At 53.8% G+C, this 17,677-nt stretch carries 10 protein-coding genes; all 10 read right to left on the reverse strand.

Annotated elements, in window-relative coordinates; genetic code table 11:
- Positions 1–20: 20 nt before the first annotated feature.
- The 10 genes from E1N14_RS08260 to E1N14_RS08305 all read right to left on the reverse strand — a co-directional run bounded on the left by E1N14_RS08260 (position 21) and on the right by E1N14_RS08305 (position 17,309).
- Positions 21–599, reverse strand: coding sequence for a hypothetical protein (locus E1N14_RS08260; protein WP_062793547.1), 579 nt, complete (start codon positions 597–599; stop codon positions 21–23).
- A 200-nt stretch (positions 600–799) separates the two neighbouring features.
- Positions 800–1,888, reverse strand: a complete 1,089-nt coding sequence (locus E1N14_RS08265; RefSeq protein ID WP_025010723.1) for a M35 family metalloendopeptidase — start codon at positions 1,886–1,888, stop codon at positions 800–802.
- A 189-nt stretch (positions 1,889–2,077) separates the two neighbouring features.
- Positions 2,078–4,165, reverse strand: coding sequence for an MtrB/PioB family decaheme-associated outer membrane protein (locus tag E1N14_RS08270; RefSeq protein ID WP_025010722.1), 2,088 nt, complete (start codon positions 4,163–4,165; stop codon positions 2,078–2,080).
- Positions 4,166–4,177: 12 nt separating this feature from the next.
- Positions 4,178–5,167 carry a DmsE family decaheme c-type cytochrome gene (locus E1N14_RS08275; RefSeq protein WP_093983290.1) on the reverse strand — a complete coding sequence of 330 codons (990 nt, stop codon included), beginning with the start codon at positions 5,165–5,167 and terminating at the stop codon, positions 4,178–4,180.
- 67 nt (positions 5,168–5,234) lie between these two features.
- Positions 5,235–7,217, reverse strand: a complete 1,983-nt coding sequence (locus E1N14_RS08280) for a multiheme c-type cytochrome (protein WP_062793546.1) — start codon at positions 7,215–7,217, stop codon at positions 5,235–5,237.
- A 309-nt stretch (positions 7,218–7,526) separates the two neighbouring features.
- Positions 7,527–9,668, reverse strand: a complete 2,142-nt coding sequence (locus tag E1N14_RS08285) for an OmcA/MtrC family decaheme c-type cytochrome (protein WP_044734226.1) — start codon at positions 9,666–9,668, stop codon at positions 7,527–7,529.
- A 302-nt stretch (positions 9,669–9,970) separates the two neighbouring features.
- Positions 9,971–12,157, reverse strand: a complete 2,187-nt coding sequence (locus tag E1N14_RS08290) for an OmcA/MtrC family decaheme c-type cytochrome (RefSeq protein WP_025010716.1) — start codon at positions 12,155–12,157, stop codon at positions 9,971–9,973.
- Positions 12,158–12,252: 95 nt separating this feature from the next.
- Entirely contained in the window at positions 12,253–14,184 is a 1,932-nt protein-coding gene (locus E1N14_RS08295) for an OmcA/MtrC family decaheme c-type cytochrome (protein ID WP_082813111.1), read from the reverse strand.
- 19 nt (positions 14,185–14,203) lie between these two features.
- Positions 14,204–16,315, reverse strand: a complete 2,112-nt coding sequence (locus tag E1N14_RS08300; protein WP_062793545.1) for an MtrB/PioB family decaheme-associated outer membrane protein — start codon at positions 16,313–16,315, stop codon at positions 14,204–14,206.
- Positions 16,316–16,325: 10 nt separating this feature from the next.
- Positions 16,326–17,309, reverse strand: coding sequence for a DmsE family decaheme c-type cytochrome (locus tag E1N14_RS08305; protein ID WP_025010715.1), 984 nt, complete (start codon positions 17,307–17,309; stop codon positions 16,326–16,328).
- Between the last annotated feature and the right edge of the window lie 368 nt (positions 17,310–17,677).

The following is a 17,677-nucleotide window of genomic DNA, read 5'->3' on the forward strand; positions in this document are numbered from 1 at the left end:
CGAAAACTAGGCTCCGAAAATCAGGCGCCGAAAAAATGTTGCCAGGCCTGAAAGCCTTCATACAAAGTCAGCCCCAGCGCCGCCAGCAGCAACACTATCCGGCTGAGCTTAAAGCCGTTTTCTTTACACTGCTGCCAATCAGGAGCACTCCAGGCGATAAGCATTGCCGGTATAGTCAGCGGCCAGATGATATTGGCCAGCAGCAACAATAAGGCAGAGGTTGCCAGCAAGCGCCAACCGGCCTGAGGCCCGGCGACCTTGGCCGAGTTTTTCAGTTGCAGTGGCAACAACGCCAGCGCCACGGCTATCAACACCAGGCCGAAGTTCATACTGAGATCGGCAATAGAAGCATGATCCCAGAATACAAGTAACAGGGTAATGAGCGGAATGGGCAAGGCCCAATAGATATGACTGCGGACAAACCCTGGGCGGCTATATTGGCCGTTGAAGTAAAAAACCAACTGCAGTAGCAGGTTAACCAAAGTAAAACCACCCAGCACCAGTATGGTAAACACCCCGGCCATTAAACCGTCGGGTTGTGCGGCCATGGCCGATAGCGGGAAAAGAGCGATCAGGGCACAAGGATATTTCAACTTCATCAATAGATTCTCATCATAAAGGCTGCGCCTTACATTGGCTTAAAGGCGGAAGGCTTGCAAGTGCTTGATGGCCGTTATGGGATGGCTCTGAGACTATGAGGAAAAAAGGGGCAGTTCCGTCCGCCCAAGCTCACAAGGTAACAGGGAGGTGGGCCGGGGGAGCCGGCCCACGAAAGGTAAATTAATCTGCTGAAGCTTCCTTAGTTTTGAAAGGGGGTGTTTTCAGCAAAGTATTCGTGGCTGTCGGCATTTTGAATCGCCTGGGCAGGATTACTCAGGGCCAGCGATTTGGCGCCACTTTGGCCGTAGACAATGTCATCGGTTCCCGCCACCACATTGAAGTGACTCATTTCATGGACTATGGTGCCGCCCTTGGAGTCGGTGCCCGATACCGGTGCGCTCCAGAAGGCGTTACACATGTAGATCTTGTAGGGTTGAGTTGGGTAAACGTAGGCGTAATAGCTCTTCTTGCAACTGCAATCGAAGGTGAGTGGCTGATTGTTCAAGGCCGAGTCTATGGCACTGAAGTTACTGCTGACGCTATTCCAGCGGCTGCTGTTGTAGCTGCCAAACCAGGTGGCATAACGCACCGAGCTTGAGGGGTTGTTGTTGCTCGCGAGGTATTGCTTGCTGTCTGCCGCCATGGCGCGGGCGGCGTCCAGTCCCGCCAGAATATCGCTCTGTTGGGAATTGCTGCAACGGCCGGTAAAGCTGATACCGTCGGGTGCCGTACCGCCATCGCCACTGCCGGGTTTACCCTTGTTGGCGCCGGACTTGAATTCACGGCCTTCCACATAGAAGCTGACCGGATCTGAATGTATCCCTTCTATCCCTAAGCGGGCCAGCTTCTTTTGTTGGCCCGGGCTGGGGGAGAAGAGTTGCAACGAACTGACATCATAGCTTATCTCGTAGTTGCCGCTGCTGCTCATGTCGTAAAGTGAGGACAACTCTACCTGATAGGACACACTCTCACCGGATTTGAGCTTGATATAGTCCTGTTTGCCGGGAGCCGGGCGTTTGAAATGGGCACCCAGATAGTGACGGTCAAGGCCATCGGCATTGACTTTGAACAGGGATTCTTCCACTCCATCAGCGGCTGTGTACCACTTGAGCAGTTTTACCGGCTGGTTGGCGTCATTGGTCAGGGTCACAGTGACCAACACGTTATCACTGGCCTTATAGCTCTGCTGGCTCATCTCCAGGCTGGCACGAATGCCATCGGCCAGCACGCTGGTACTGGAAAGGGCCGCGAGCAAGGCTATTCCTTGTAGTGTATGAGTGATTCTCATGCCTTTGTCCTCAGGTCATATAGTCTTAATTGTTATGTTTGTTACAAAAATGTAACGTTTTGCAGTGTAAGCTGCAAAAAGGGCCGCTGGCAAGAGGAATTTTACCGAATGCTTGTTGGTTTGAGGTGAAGGCGGGAAGAGATAAAAAAAGCCCGCGAAAAGCGGGCTTTTGGGAGCTAAGAGCGAGAATTACAGACGGTAGTTGACGCTCAACATGATCAGGTGAGCCGTGTAGTCATGGCTGTTGTCACCAAAGCTGACCAGGTTCCAGATACCATCCGGGGCGATATCGTTACCTGCGTCGTTGTCCTCGTATTTCTCCATCTTGTAGTCAAGACGCAGCGCCATTTTCTCAGTAGCCTGATACTGGGCATAGAGGTTGACGTTGTGCACTTTGGCGTAGTAATCGCCATAGTCGCCTGTGATGCCTTGGCGTACCTGAGTGCTGGAATCCGAGTCAGAGTAGGTGTAATCCAGCCCCAGACGCAGTTTCTTCTCCAGCAGGTTGTCGTAGGCCAAACCGGCACCTATGACGTCCACCTTGTCTTCCACGGTTCCTGTCCAGGTGACAGTGCTGAAGTTGCTGCTGCCGGCCTGATCTGAGTCTATGGTCTGATGGTTGTAGAAGGCGCTCAGGCTGAGATCGTCTGTCAGCAAATAGCTGATGCTGGCGTCATAGCTGAGGTCTTTGGATTCAGTCAAACCGATAACCGTGTTGTTGTAGTCATCCAGCGCATAGCGGGCACCGAAATCCAGGGTCAGGGTGTCGATAGGGCTGTGAGTCACCCTGGCTTCAACCTTAGTGCGCTTGCGGTCGGCCAGATTGTACTTGCGCAGCAACTTGTTGGACTCGGAAGAGGTCCATTCAGATGCTTCGTACTCTGAGCCATCGCGCTTGCCATAGCTGCCCTTGATCCACATATTCCAGTGTTCAAAGCTGTTGAGACTGAAACGGGCCCAAACGCTGTTCTCGTCGGTGATTTCCCTGTCCTGATAACTGCGTTCATCACGACGGTAGTCATAACCTGCGTCCAACTTCATGCCGTTGGCAATCCGATAATCCATGGCCAACTTGGCCTTGTGACTGGTGTTGTCATAAGGGGTGTTGTAGGCCACACGACCACTGACGTTATTGATACTGATCTGGGTCCATTCCTGGATCTGGGTTTGGTTGTCCCTGTCGTAGTAATCATAACTGCCGCTGATCCGCAGATTGCGGGTGGCGCGTTTGACAGCCTTGAGGTTCATCCCCAGGATATCGACTTTGCCGTCCAGGGATTCCTGCGGCAATTGATAGCCGTAACCCGAGGTGATAAAGGCCTCATCCTGGGTCATCTGTCCGGCGAACAAACGGCCGCTGACCACGGCGCCTTTCTGGGCAAATTGGCCGCTCAAGGTCACAGTGTGAGACTCGTTATCCGGATCCAGGCTCATATAGCCCACTCTTTGGGCACCAAAGGTTGGGTTGAAGGCGTTGTCGAATCTCAAGGTCTGGATATCATTCTTGAAGAATGAACCATTGTAGTTGAGTGCGGTAAACCAGTTGTCACCCTTGAGTTTGATCCCGGCCTCGACGGTATCTGTGGTGTAGTCCACAGGCTCGGCCAGCATCATTGACTGGTTGAAGAAGCTGCCGGACGCAGTTTTCAGGCCGGTTTTTTCTTCGCGCATATAGGTGACGTAGGTGCTCCACAGCTCTTCACCCTGATATTCAAGACCCAGGCCTGTGCGCTTGCGCTTGAGCGACAGCTCCAGGGGGCTCAGGCTGTCATACAGCATGGGCATCTCGTTGCTGCCACCGGCTGTCTGCCAGTTGGCCGGCAGTGTCAGGTTGCCGCTGCCAATTCCCAGATAAGGACTCATGGCAGAGTCAGTCTTATAGGTGTGGATCTGACGGTAGTTCAGGTTGATATTGTACTGTCCGAGTTTACCGGCATTGATATCGACCCGGCCGTTTTCCATACCCAGGTTATCGGCTTCGATACTGGCTCGATAGCCGTTTTCACCGCGATAGTTCAGGTCGGCGTCCACCTTGCCGGCAAAGTCATCTTCGGCGGCAAAGGCGTTGGCAGAGCGGATATCGTCAGAGTCGTTATAGCCAACTCCGGCACCAATAGTACCGGATACACCGGTTTCACTGACGCAACCCTTACAGCTCCAGGCCGAAAACTTGACCTTTTCGGTATTGGCATTGGCCAGGTCATAACCGTCGGCGGCCATCGTCAGACTGGCAGGAGCCAGCAGAGCCAGGGTGATCAAATTAAGTTTGAATTTCATCTTCCCGCCTCCTTAGCGTTGGAACAACTTGCCGGATGGATGGTTTGAACCATGGATCTGGCTGTGACAGTTCAGACAGCTGCGACCACCGGTAAAGGCGTTGTCGTTGACCTGAGAACCCATGCCTGTGTTACCCAGATAAGCACGGCTGGCGTGGCCGTCGCTGGCGTGACACTGTTGGCACAGTTGCGGAGCGCGGGTCTTAAGCATGCCATCGTTGACACTGCCGTGAGGGTTGTGACAAGTGACACAATTCTCAGTGACGGGTGCATGCTCCCAGAGTTTTGGGCCGCGCTTCTCCGCATGGCAGCTGTAACAAGTGTCATTGACTGACGCCTTGTTCAGATCGGCATCGGTCGTGCTGCCGTGAGGGTTGTGACAGTCGCTGCACACCATCTGTGCCCACTTCAGCGGGTGGCTGGAACGCTTGTTCATGTCAGCCTTTTGCTTGGTGTGGCAGCTGGTGCAGACTTCCATCTCAGTGTTCTTGGAGAGCACAGGGTCCTTGGCGGTATGCACGCTGTGGCAAGAAGCACAGGCAACATCGGCGTTGTCGTGGTGACCGCCGTTCCAGGACATACGCTTGTCATCCTTGTGACAGGAGAGACAGACGCTGTTCTGCTTATCGGCCGCCAGGGTAGAACCCTTACCAAAGGTAATCATGGGTTCGTTACCGCCACGGTTGTGTTTGCCCATGGGGCCGTGACAGGCTTCGCACTGAAGTCCGGCCATAGGACTCTTGCTGGAGTCGATGGCGCCGTGAACCCCTTTGAACAGGTCCATGACTTTTTCTGACTTCTTGTGGCACATCAGACAGGAGTCGGCACCCTTGGGAGAGTAGCTGCCTTCGGCAAACTTCTGATCCAAGGTAGCTTCCACTTCTTCCGGGCTCATTTTGGCGTCCCACTTGGCGGCGTGCGCCGCATGGGTGACACCAAAAGATAACACTGCCGTCGCCAGAAGGGCGCTTAGCAGTGTTGGTATATTTTTGCTGATTCTCATATTAGGCATCCTTAATTTGTCCAAACCCTTGAAAGACGGGGGAGGGGTCTCCCCCGGCCTGGGCAAATTACATCTTCACCTGAGTGTGATCTGCGGCGGTTGGCTTGTGGCAGTAGAAACAGGTTTCCAGCTGCGCAGCCTGGTTGGCAGCGGTGTAATCACCATCTACCACAGCGCCGTAGGCTTCCAGTTGCTCCTTGGTGTGTACCATGTAGTCGCCACCGACAGTGTGACAAGAAGTACAGGTAGCAGTGACAGGCGTGGTGTACATGCCTGCTGAGGTTGCCAGAGCCCCCTTGTTCTTGAAGGCATCAAGATTCAGGTCGTTGTGACAGGCTGAACAGTTGCCACCGATCAGGCCGTGAGCCTTTTCAATGTGGGTCTTGTGCAGTTTCATCTCCAATGCGCCTTTGTTGGCACCGCTGGCGTAAGTACCATCTGGGGTATGACAGGCCACACAGCCATCAACACCGACGGTGAGCTTGCCGTTTACTTCGCGGCCCAGCTGCTCTGTCATCACAAAGCCGGCATGGTGGCCTTTGTGCAGTTCGAAGGTGTCGCTGTGACAGCCCTGACAGGTAGCGAAGTTCACTGAGTCGATATGACGGTGACTAGGTGCATCACCTGACTTGGTACCGAAGGCCAGTTGAGCTTTCATGCTGGTAGTGGCAACGCCATCGGCACAGGCGATGAGCTCGCTGCCTTGGTTGCACATTTCCAGACCGATAAAGCTGAAGGCGGTATCGGCATCACCGGCACCGAAAGGCAGGTCCTGAACGGTGAATTGCAGCTTGCCGTCAACCAGAGTCACGGCGTCCTGCAGCTGGCCGTCTTTAACCAGATCTTTGGCAACCTTGGCTTTACCGCTTCCTGGGCTGACGTTGTAGCCCATGACAGGGAAGTTAGGGCCCACGTTGGTGATGGTTTCCAGACGCTTGATCTTGGCCAGTTCGTTGTTGGCATCCAGCGCATTGCCGGCCTTGTCCAACAGGGTCACAGTCAGAGTCGCACTGTTGTCGGCGCTGCCGGTCAGTTCTGCTGCCAGACCGCGCTGAGCGATAACGGCACGTTTGTCACCGGTTACACCTGTGTGCAGCTCTTCTGTCCACTTGCTGTTGTGACAGGCGATACAGTTGGAGTTGTCGGTTTGTTGGCTGTGGCCCTGACCGGCAGCAAAATCTATGTTGCTGTGGCAGCTACCACAACTTGCAGCTGTAGGTACTTTGGACCAGTTGCCCCAATCGGGCGTCAACTCGACATTGGTGTCGTTGTGACAGGATTGGCAGCTGTTAAGCGCATCCAGGCCCAGATCCTTGTGCTTGGTATGGATCATGGCGTTGAATTCATTGCCTGGTTTTACCTTGCCTGAGGTGTGGCAAGTGGCGCAATAGTTAACATCTGAGTAGGCGCCGCCGTGTTTGACGTTGGCCAAATCACCGTGACAGGTATTACAGCTATCTGTACTCACCAGCTTACGGCTGTAAGCCGCGGAGGCACCTGAGTCGGCACTGAAGTCGACGAAAGCGTTGCTGTTGGGGATCAGAGTGCCGTCAGGCAGCGGCGTATTGTAAGCGCGCAGCAGTACCCGCTGGGCCAACTCAGGGTTGAAGCTGATAGTGTCTTTACTCAGCTCATTCAAGGTCTTGCTGAAGGTGTAGCTGTAGCTACCGTTTTTGTGGTCAACGAAAGTACCTGCGCAGCTGCTGCTTACAGTGCAGTCTTCGTTGCCGAAATACTGCCACTGAGAGGCATTACCTGCACCGGTTGCGCCTTCCGGCAGCAACTGAGCGGCGGCAAAGCGGAACTTCTGCAGGCCAACTACCGGCATATCGTCTTCGTTGGTCACGGTAAATTCAACCGTTGGGATACCGCCTTTGACAACAGCTTGCTCAAAGCTGAAATGCAGCTCTTTGATTTCACCTGCAGGCTCGCCGCCTGGGTTACCTGGATTACCATCGTTGCCATCATCGCCACCACAGCCACCTAAGGCCAGAGTAGCTGCACTGGCTGCCAGCAGCAGTGCGATTCTGGTTTTTTGTGCGTTCATCATCTTGTTCCCTGCAATAGTGGAAGTATCTGGTTTAGGGAGTGGCTGAGTCATCTCAACCAAATTGATTATGTAATTGGCCCTTAACCCGATACCGGAAATAGGATTTCCCTCGAAAAGGCTAACTCAAGCAGGGCCGAAAAGCTGCATGACTGGTGTTAATGTGTGACTTGGATCTTTCTATTTATAAAGAGGTATTTGAGCTGGTAGGGAAAACTTAATCTCGATCAAAAAAACGCTGTTTTTTAATTCGATTTTGGCAATTTGGCAGATAAAAAAAGAGAGGCCGAAGCCTCTCTTTAGGGTTAAATTTTAGTGGCTGAAGCCCCAGTTGGAGTGAGCTTCCAACAGCTGGGAATCAGTATGACAGGTAGAACAGGCTTCTTGGCCTTTCTGGGCGTCATAATCACTTGCAGCTACACCGTGGCCTGTACCTATCACACCACCATTGGTCACTATGTGGTTGATAGTGGTTTCACTCAGGCCGTATGGCGGCTGGTGACAGCTGGCGCAGGCGGCAGTCTGTGGTGATACCAGAGTCTGTTCTGTGCCATCTTCAGTCTTGCCGAAGGCAACCGGAGCGGCATCGGCGGCAATTTTCTTCAGTGAGAAGCCGTCTTTACCGTGACAGGTCTGACAGTCTGTCTTCTTGAAGAAGCCGTTGCCTGAGCTGTCATACAGGTAGTGCTTGGAGTGCACTATGTACGCCAGGTTGGATGAGCCGTCACCCTTCTTGTCGCGGGTACCGTTGTGGCAGGAGGCACAACCGTCGATGTCGTTGGAGAAACGGTGCTTGATGGCAGTGGTGTGACACTGCTGACAAGCTGTCATTTCGGCATGTTGAACCCTTGGCGTCTTGTCGACTTTGCTGCCATCCACATTGAAGTAGGCTGTGTCAGATGGCACGTAAGGGCCGGAGTTAGGGATAACACCGTCTTCGACTGGCTTACAGTCGGCTACAGCGCCTTTGCCATCGAAGCAGACATGCAGCTGGCTGCTCAAGGCCACTTTAACCTCTGGCGTACCCATGACTTCGGCTACTTTGAAGTCGCCGTCGCTGAAGGTGACATCTATGCTGCCGTCGGCGCCCTCACTGAAGTGGTCGTAACCGACTTTCTGGTAGTTAACCAGGAAGTCGTCTTTGACCACACCGTTGAAGACGATGGCGCTGGTGAAACCGCCGTGTGAGTACGGGCTGGAGTCAATTTGCGCCAGTGTCACATTGGTGTCGCCGTGCTTGACAGTCATGTTGGCCTTAATGGTCTTGCTGGCCTCATCATAAGTCATGCTGTTGAAAGTAACGCTGGTCTTGGCAGACTGGGCACTGTCGTTGTTGCTGTAGTGGGCGCGTTCGGCACCTCGGCCATGGCCATCAGGATCGCTGTGACAGGAGACACAGTTCAGTTTGTCTTCTTTAATCTGGTTGTTTTCTGCATCCCAGTGCCAGGAAGGTACGGCATACTGGCTGTTGTGGCAGCTCAGACAGGTTGCAGCATCCAGATCGGCTTTCCAGGCATCGGCCATCGCCAGGTTTTCATCTGGTTGGTGACAGGTCTGACAGTTGCTGGCTGATTGCGGGAAAATGCCGTTGTAGAAGGCATGGCTGTGCACTTCGTGCGCCATGGCCTTGATGGAACCATCAAATTTATGGCTACCGATCACTTGGCCATTTTCGTCCTTGTCATCCTTCATGTAGCTGTTGTAGTCGGTGTGACAGAAAGTACAGCTTTCCAGAGTGACGTGTTTGCCGCCGTGCATGGCCAGTTCACCGGCATGACCGGGTCTGTGACAGCTTTGGCAGGTTTCATCGGCGATAACCGGCTTGGGTTTGGCCTGAGTGGTATCGGAAGAGGGCTGCCAGTAGAAGAAGCTGTTGTTAACCAGGTTAACGTTGGCCGCATTGGCTGTTTTGATGCCCAGGTAAATACCATTGACCATGTCGGCCTTGTAGTCGTATTTACCCAGAGTATCTATGGCTTTGTTCAGTTTCAGTGTATAGGTGCCGTCCTGATTGTCGGTCAGACAGTCTTCGCAGTTTTTACCCTGGAAGTAGGAAGAACCTGTGTAGAAGCCGTCACCTTTGTCTTTGTTGAAGTAGCTCAGCCAGATCTCTCTCGCTTGGCCTTCTACATTGGTCAGGCCTTCAATCTCATCTTCGCTGCCGACACGGCCGAAGGAGACTGCACCTATGTCAGTGTTTTTCAAACCAAAGACGGCGGCGCCGTTGGCATCGGACAAGCTGAAGTTGATTGTCAGGAAGCCGTTGGTGTCTACAGATGCTGAATTAATCTTGGATTTCAGCGTGTTGACTTTGCTTATGGGTGTGCCGACAGGACCTGGCTTACCAGTCTCACCATCCTTACCGTCGCTGCCACAACCGGCCAGCATCAGAGACAGCAAACCGGCACCCAACATCGCTTTAGTCGCGGCATTGAAATTAAACCGTTTCATCATGATATTTCCCTGCAAGTGATTTTAATCATCACTAACCAGAGGTTAAATAAGAATAAATCTCATTAACCATGGAAAGTGTGTGGAATTATTTTTCCAAGGCTAAGGCTACCCAAGTGGTGGGGATTAAGCAGTCACTTTAGATGGGTTATGTGATTAAGATCCGACTATTTCTTTAGGGGTATACGGCTAGATCAAAAAACGTTAATCCTGATCAAAAAAACGTGTTTTTTGAAAGAGTTTTTAACGAATTTTGCTGCATAAAAAAGGGAGGCACATGCCTCCCTTTGGTAGCAAAACGCAAGTTAATTGCCGTGTGCAGTCATCAGCTGAGCCGGGGTATGACAGGTGGCACAGGCCTCTTTGGCACGATTACGGACATCGGTCTCATCCATGCCATCCAGAATACCGCCGTTGGCTTGAATATGCGATTTGGCCGCATCGCTGAGGTACTGTTGGTGGCAGCTCAAGCAGGAGCCTGCATCTGAGGATACCCAGATATCCGCGCCGCTATTGCTGATGTCACCATAGCGCCAGACACGATCCGGTGAACGACCCAGAGTGATACCTGTGACGCTGCCGGAAGACTCGGCATGACAGGTGGCACAATCGGTTTTCAGCACAGTGCCGGACTGGAGCCCTGCATACTTGAGGAAGTGGCCTTCACGCTCGTGTGCCTTCCAGGCAAAGCTTGAGGGGATCTTGCCACCGGGATAATCGGCGTCATTTCGCAGTGTCTTATCCGGTGTATGGCAGGTCTGGCAGTTGACGCCATTGTCATAGTGATGGATCTCCTTGCCATGACAACTTTGGCACTTGGTCGGATCTATGATGGCTCGGCGGGCCACGGCATCCATACCGCTGTCGACACCATTGTTACCCCAGACAAAGCGGTAGGGCTCCTGCTGGATAGCCACAGAGCGAACACCATCGGTTGCGCAGTCTGTCAATTGAATATCGGCAACACCATAACCGCCGTTATTGAAACAGGCTTCCAGTGCCGACCAGATTTCAAAGCTCTTGCCATCCGGACTTGCCGGCATATCAAACGCCGGAGTCAGCGTATAGCTCTTGCTGGTGGTGTCAAAACTGCCTTCACTGAGACGAATACGGCGCTGGCTGTAGGAGGCTTCGTTATAGGCAGGGTAGTCCTTGTCTACATCCCAGCCGACTATCATACGGCTGCCCTGATCGATAAAGCTTTGATCCACGGCGTTACCGTCTTTATCCAGCACCTGCACTTTAAAGGTCATCTTGCCAGCGTTGCTGCTGACCTCCAACACCTTGACGCTCAGTTCGGCTGCCAGAGTGTAGGCTTGCATTACATCACCGTGGCGCTTGGCTGCGCTGCCGGTACCGTGATAGGTATTGTCCGTGTTGTGGCAAGCCATACAGTCGGTGCTGGAGTGGTGGGATGAAGGCTTTTCCGTGTGACAGGCGACACAGGCGGTATTGCTCTTCTCTGCCTTGAACAGATCGGCATTGGCGGGAGCGCCACTGCCTTCCTGGTGACAGACGCTACAGTCTGAAGCTGGCTTACGAGGGAAGCCGACCACACCATAGTCGTGGACGCTGCCGCCATAACCGACAATCTTGTACGGTGCCGGCACTTCATTGCCGTCGGCATCATAGGTATGCCGTTCTGCGCCGCGGTGAATGGCGTGGATCAGATAGGTGAACTCCACACTGTTACCGGACTCAGGATCTCCTGAGGTCGCAGTATGGCAGGAAGCGCAGTTTTCCAGCGCTATTCGACGTCCGCCGTGCAGCTCCAGGCTGTCAGGTTGGTGACAGGTGTAACAGGCATCAATGGTGACCACATTGCGGGTCTGGATACCTTCTGTATTGCCGCTGGAGGGTTGCCAATCATAATGGGCATTGGCGGTAACTTGGGGGAGTTTCAACTCCAGTGTGGCCCTTTGAGTGGCATCGGCATCATAAGCTATGGCCAGCGGCTCTGTGACTTCGGCAATATTGACCTGATAACTATAGCTATAGCTGCCATCGCCATTGTCCACCAGACAGGTTTCGCAGGCGCTGGCGGCTTCGACTCCGGCCTGATATTGAGGCGATGGACTGAGGTTATCCACCCCGTCGGGAACCGTTGTCGGTTGTTTGAGGCTATTGATATAGGCTTGCCATTGGAATCCCCAATCGGCTTCTCTGGCTTCCTCACCTTCACCTATGGTTTCGGTCACATGGGTCAGCTGAGCGATACCAAATCTGAGGTCATAATCTTTGTTCAGACCCAGCACAGCCACACCATTGGCATTGGTCAACATAAAGTCGACCGTGACCTTGCCTGCTTCTACTTTGGCGTCGGTAAACTTGACCTTGAGTGTGGGAGTGGCATCGATATTCACTCCGATCACGCCGTCCTTGCCGTCTTCGCCATCCTTGCCGTCACTGCCACATGCCATGAGCGTCAGCGACATCAGAGTGGCCAATGCCAGGCGGGTATGCCCTTTAACCAGTCTTGAGCTTTTCATCATTATTTCCCTGCATTGCTTTGATTGCACGACTGAGCCAGCCTTTGAAGACCAGCCCGTTCCTGTAATTGACGCCCTCAAAGGGCGGCTTATTGTTGTTACTGGGCGATAGGATGCACCTTGGTGACATCGGCCATGCCGCCCTGACCATGACAGGTGGCGCAGCTTTCTGTTCCTGCCTTGGCATCCGCTTCGGTGCCTTGGAACACGGCTCCCTGTTGCGTCATATGGTTGCGGGCACTATCGCTCTGGTGGCAGTTACTGCAGACTGCCGCCGTGGGGCTGGTGAAGCTGCCATCATCCAGACTCAAGGGTTGCACCGCCGGACTGAGTGGCAGTGCCATACTCAGCACGCCATTTTCATCTTTGCTGTGGCAGTGAGCACAGTTGCCTATGTTCCCCGGGAATTGCAGCGTCTCGAACCCTTCAAAATTGGCCGAGTGCAGCGCATGGATCAACTGCTTGAAGTCGGCGCTGCTCGCTGATGGATTGGCAGCAGTGGCGTCGGCCTGCATATTGGGGTTGTGGCACAGTTGGCACTGGCCGGCCAAATCGTTGCGAGAGCCGTGGAAGTTCAACTGTTGATCGCCATGGCAACTGCCGCAGGTTTCGTTGCTGACCACCTGGCGCCGTCCGGCCGTGGTGAGGCTGCCTGCGTTGAATGACTGATGGCTCGACTTGATAACCAGCACACTGGCGGTGCTGTCACTGCAGTCGACCAGCATGTCTTGGCTGGCACAGACTCGGCCCTGAATCGCCAGGGTACCGGCATCGGCTTCACTGCCGGCAGGAATAGTCAGTCCATCCAACTGATACTGATAGATACCATCACTGCCGGACAGCGGTACCACTTCATGCACCCTAATTGAGCGGGCAGAGCGGGTGGCGTAATCAAAGCTGGTGCCCCAGTTGGCGTAGACCCTGAGATCGTTGACAAACACCTGCTTGTCGGCGCTGTCGTTGTAGGCTGCACCTGTCTGCGGGTTACTCAGCTTGAGCGAGAAGCTCAAACTGGTGCCGCTGACACTGGCGTTGGTGACCTCGGCCTTGAATTGCTCTAGGGCCGCCATGTTCTCCTGATTGGCATGTACTTCGCGGGTCCAATCTGGATTGTGGCAAGCGACACAATTGCTGTTATCCGCTTGCGCCGGATGACCTTCGCCTTTGACGAAGTCGATATTGTTATGACAACTGCCACAGGACTCCATGGTTGGCACCCGGAACCAGTTGTGCTGTTCGCTGAGGGTTTCATCCTCTTTATGACAGGTCTGACAGTCGGACAAGGGTTTGGGGAATCCGGCCAGATGTTTGGCATGGATCATTTGCGGGAAGATGTTTTCCGGATTGCTGACCCGAGTGGCATTGTGGCAGGTAACACAGGTTTCCACCTGGTTATAGTTACCGCCGTGAAACGCCAGGTCATTGTGACAGCTGTTACAGGTGTCGATGGAGACAATGTTGCGGCTGTAGGCCGGAGCACCACCTGGGGGCTGCCAGTCGTAATGGTCATTGGTTACCGGCAATGCGGTGCCATCGGCCAAGGTATCACCACCGAGTTTGATCACTACTCTGTGAGTGGCACCGGCGATTTCAGCTATTTCATTCATCCCGTCGAAAGGGGCACTGAAACTGTAGGAGTAGTTGCCATTTTTATGGTCAACATAGGTGCCAGGGCAGCTGCTGGAGCAGGTCTCGGCGGTGAAATACTGCCATTCACTGCTGTTCCCGGCCCCACTGCTGCCTTCCGGTAACAACTGCGCGGCAATGAAGCGCCCTGAGGGGATACCGACTACCGGCTCGTCATCCTGATTGGTGACCCGGTAATCTACCCGGGTAATGCCTTCTTCGAGAGCCGTTTCCTTGACCTCAATATTGAGCTTACTGATATTCATCGCCGGCTCGCCGCCCGGTTCGCCAGGGGTTCCCGGGTTGCCATCATCACCACCGCAACCTGAGAGAGCCAACATGGCGGTCAGCAGGGGCGCGCCTAGGTAAAACAGGGGAGTTTTTGGGGTGTATTCCTTTAACATCGCTCTTCGCCTCTTGCTCTTATAGGGAGTAACTCAGTGTCAGCCCCAGATAGTGGGCGTTATAGTCCTGGCCAAGATCTCCAAAGCTGAGTACGTTGGGGATGCTATCCGGGGTTAATCCCTGATTGAGCCAGTCACTGTCCTGATAGTGTTCAAACAACCAATCCAGCCTCAATGCCATCTTGTCGCTGAAGTGATACTTGGCAAAGGCGTTGAAGGTATGACGGCGTGAATAATAGTCGCCGTAATCCAGAGTGAGCCCCTGGCTGACATCTGTGTCGCTTTCGCCTTTTGAGTATTGCCAGTCGAAGCCCAGATCCAGTTGTTTATCCAGCAACTCGTTATAGTAGATGCCGAACCCGGCGACAGTGCTGCTGTCGCTGGCACGGCTGTACCAACCGCTGGGGCCGAAAGAAGCTGAGCCGGTTTGATCTGTATCCTGCCAGTCCTGATTGAGCCAGGCATTGAGGCCAAACTGGGCTGAGAATTGATAGTTGCCACTGAGGCCATAGCCCCAACTGCTGACTTCATCCAGGCCGATAAGCGTCTCATCATAGTCTTGCTGCTTGTGATTCAGCGCCAGGCTGAACGACAGGGCATCGCTGAAGCGGTAATCGTTTTGCAGTCGCAACAGGGTTTGCTTGCGATCTGCCAACCAATACTGACGCATCCAGGGATTATTGGGGCTTTGGCTCAGCTCGGATGCCTGATAACTGCCGCCACTGCGCTCACTGAGTTCACCTTTGAACCACAACTGCCAGTCGCGGCTGGCACGCAGGTTCAGCTTGGCAAACACGCTGGATTGGAACAGGGATTCGCGCGCCAGATCGCTATAGCTGTGGTGTTCATACTCGTAACCTGCGTCAAGAGACAGGGCGCGGGTAAAACGGTAGTTGAAGGCGATATCGGCTCTTTGGCGGGTGTGGTCATAGGCCGCGGGCGTGGCGCTGCCCTGGTGCCAGCTGTCACTGCTCACCTGTGGCCAGTCTTTAAATTGTGTCTTGTTTTCCCGGTCGCGATAGTCATAGCCGGCGCGAACCGACAAGCCTCTGCTGAGGCGGGTGGCATACTTGAGTTTGAGTTCCAGCACGTCAACCTGCATGTCGCCATCGATTGCGGGCAACTGGGGTGAAGGACCATTGATGGTGGCCGGTAACAGCGCCTGATCCTGAGACATGCGGGTGAATGCCGTGTGCATCAATATTTGATGTCCGGCCTCGGATAACTGCAGATCGGCACCGACCCTCAGCGCCTTGTTGTCCGGATTGTCGGCGAGTTGGCCATTATAGGCGGCGCCGAATGTGGGAAAGAAGGCGTTTTCCCAATAGAGTGCCTGATAGTCGTTGCTGTATTGGCTCAGGGTCGAATTGAAGCCGGCCAGCCAGCCCTTTCCTTTGAAATAGAGTTTGGCTTCCAGCTCGTCAGTACTGTCATCCACCCGGGTGGCCAATGCCATGGAGTTGGTAAGAAAGTTGCCGTTGGTTTGGCGGGTACCATCGCGTTGCTCGTGACGGTAATTGAGCCCCGCCTTATAAAAGCTTCCCAGGTAATGGGCATCCAGCGTAAAGCGATCCCGCTTCATTTCCAGTCGCTGGCTTGTCAGGCTGTCATAAAGCCCCGGCATTTGTGAGGTGAGGGCTGCCGCTTGCCAGTTGTCCGGCAACATCAGTCTGTTGTCCTGATTGATATAGGGGCTCATGCCATTGTCCGGGCCGAAGTTGGCCAAGGCGCGATAACCCAGACGGATATCAAATTGGCCGGGTCTTCCGGTACTCAGGCTGGCGCTGCCGGTGTCATAGCCCAGTTTGTCGGCTTCAATGTGAGTACGGTAACCCTGTTCACCATAAAAGACGACATCGCCGCCAATGTGCCCCGTGGCGCCATCGGCATCTGTGCCACTACTGTTGGCAAACACCGCATTGTCGCCATCATTGTAGGCCACACCGGCTTCGAGCGTGCCGCGGCTTTCCTGTGGCAACTTGCACTGGCCGCAACTCCACTTGTCTTGCTTGAGCTCGGCGCGATTGGCCTGTTGCAGCGAATAGCCACCAGCCCAGGCCGGCTGCAGTGCACAGGCTATGGTGAGCGTCAGCAGTGATAGTTTCATCTGTGTCTGTTTCTCGATAACCATACTCAGCTCCTTATCGCTGCAAGAGTTTGCCGGATGGATGGTTGGAACCATGCACCTGGGTGTGGCAGTTCAGACAGGAGTTGCCGGCGTTATAGGCGTTGGGCATCAAGCCGGTTTGCTCATTGGCCGGGAAGTAGGCTCTGGCTGCATGGCCGTCGGAAGCATGGCATTGCTGACACAACTGAGGCGGTTTGGCCAACAGCATAGCTTCGTTGACGCTGCCATGAGGGTTGTGACAGCTGGCGCAGTTGTCTGTAACCGGGGCGTGTTCCCACAGCTTGGGCCCGCGCTTTTCGGCGTGGCAGCTGTAACAGTTTTCGTTGACCGTCATCTGCTTCAGGCTGGCGTCCCCCAGACTGCCGTGAGGATTGTGGCAGTCGCTGCAGACCATCTGCTCTGTGCGTATCGGGTGCGCGGAACGTTTGTGAATGTCGGCACGTTGCTCTGAGTGACAGCTGCTGCAAACGGCGACTTCGGTTTCATGACTCTGGATGGGATCCTGGCCTGTATGCACCTGGTGACAACTGGCACAGGCAACTCCGGCCGTGTCGTGGTGGCTGGCACTCCAGCCCAGACGCTGTTCATCCTGGTGGCAACTGAGGCAGACGCTGTTTTGCTTGTCAGCTGGTACCGGCGAGTCGGCACCGAAGGTGATCATCGGCTCCTTGCCGCCGCGGTTGTGTTTCCCCATGGGGCCGTGGCAGGCTTCGCATTGCAGATCGGCCATCGGAGATTGAGAGACGTTGGGATTGCCGTGTACACCATCAAAAAGCGCCATTACCTTCTGGTTCTTTTTGTGACACATCAGGCAGCTGTCAGCACCCTTGGGGGAGTATTTGCCTTCGGCAAATTTCTTGTCCAGTGTGGCTTCAACTTCGGCCGGGTCCTGGTTGTCCCACGGGGTAGCTTTGGCCGGGAAGGCCAACAATAACAATAAGGGGAGAGCGCAACCCAACCCCCAAAGGCTTGGTTTACTCGAGTTATCCATTTTCATCATTCCATCCTGAGCGCGTTCATTGCCGATTTATAGTTATTAGGCATGCATCAGTAATTTACCGAATTGCTAATGTTAAAGAATAGAGCAAAAAAGTGACAAAGCGATAACTTTTTGATGATGCTTATGGGTAAAGAAGGCTGATTTAAAAAAGAAAACAACAAAGTGTGATCCATGCCTCGTTTTGGGTATGGTGTGTCTTTGTTCGAATTTGGGATCCGCCGCAGAAAAAGCCGCGGTTCAGTTACTTTTATTTGCAGTTAAACGGTTTATTCCAGCTAGCTTTTGTCCCATAATAGCCAACACAATTGAAAACTATTATCGTTACCAGTTGAAAAGCTTGATCCAGATAAAGTTCTTATTTGACT

Source organism: Shewanella algae (assembly GCF_009183365.2).
In the GTDB taxonomy this organism is placed as follows: Bacteria; Pseudomonadota; Gammaproteobacteria; order Enterobacterales; family Shewanellaceae; genus Shewanella; species Shewanella algae.

Excerpts from the sequence above, each read along its gene's own strand:
- E1N14_RS08275 (WP_093983290.1), bottom strand. The coding sequence starts at position 5,167 with ATGAGAATCAGCAAAAATATACCAACACTGCTAAGCGCCCTTCTGGCG.
- E1N14_RS08270 (WP_025010722.1), bottom strand. The coding sequence starts at position 4,165 with ATGAAATTCAAACTTAATTTGATCACCCTGGCTCTGCTGGCTCCTGCC.
- E1N14_RS08285 (WP_044734226.1), bottom strand. The coding sequence starts at position 9,668 with ATGATGAAACGGTTTAATTTCAATGCCGCGACTAAAGCGATGTTGGGT.
- E1N14_RS08305 (WP_025010715.1), bottom strand. The coding sequence starts at position 17,309 with ATGAAAATGGATAACTCGAGTAAACCAAGCCTTTGGGGGTTGGGTTGC.
- E1N14_RS08265 (WP_025010723.1), bottom strand. The coding sequence starts at position 1,888 with ATGAGAATCACTCATACACTACAAGGAATAGCCTTGCTCGCGGCCCTT.
- E1N14_RS08300 (WP_062793545.1), bottom strand. The coding sequence starts at position 16,315 with ATGGTTATCGAGAAACAGACACAGATGAAACTATCACTGCTGACGCTC.
- E1N14_RS08280 (WP_062793546.1), bottom strand. The coding sequence starts at position 7,217 with ATGATGAACGCACAAAAAACCAGAATCGCACTGCTGCTGGCAGCCAGT.
- E1N14_RS08295 (WP_082813111.1), bottom strand. The coding sequence starts at position 14,184 with ATGTTAAAGGAATACACCCCAAAAACTCCCCTGTTTTACCTAGGCGCG.
- E1N14_RS08290 (WP_025010716.1), bottom strand. The coding sequence starts at position 12,157 with ATGATGAAAAGCTCAAGACTGGTTAAAGGGCATACCCGCCTGGCATTG.
- E1N14_RS08260 (WP_062793547.1), bottom strand. The coding sequence starts at position 599 with ATGAAGTTGAAATATCCTTGTGCCCTGATCGCTCTTTTCCCGCTATCG.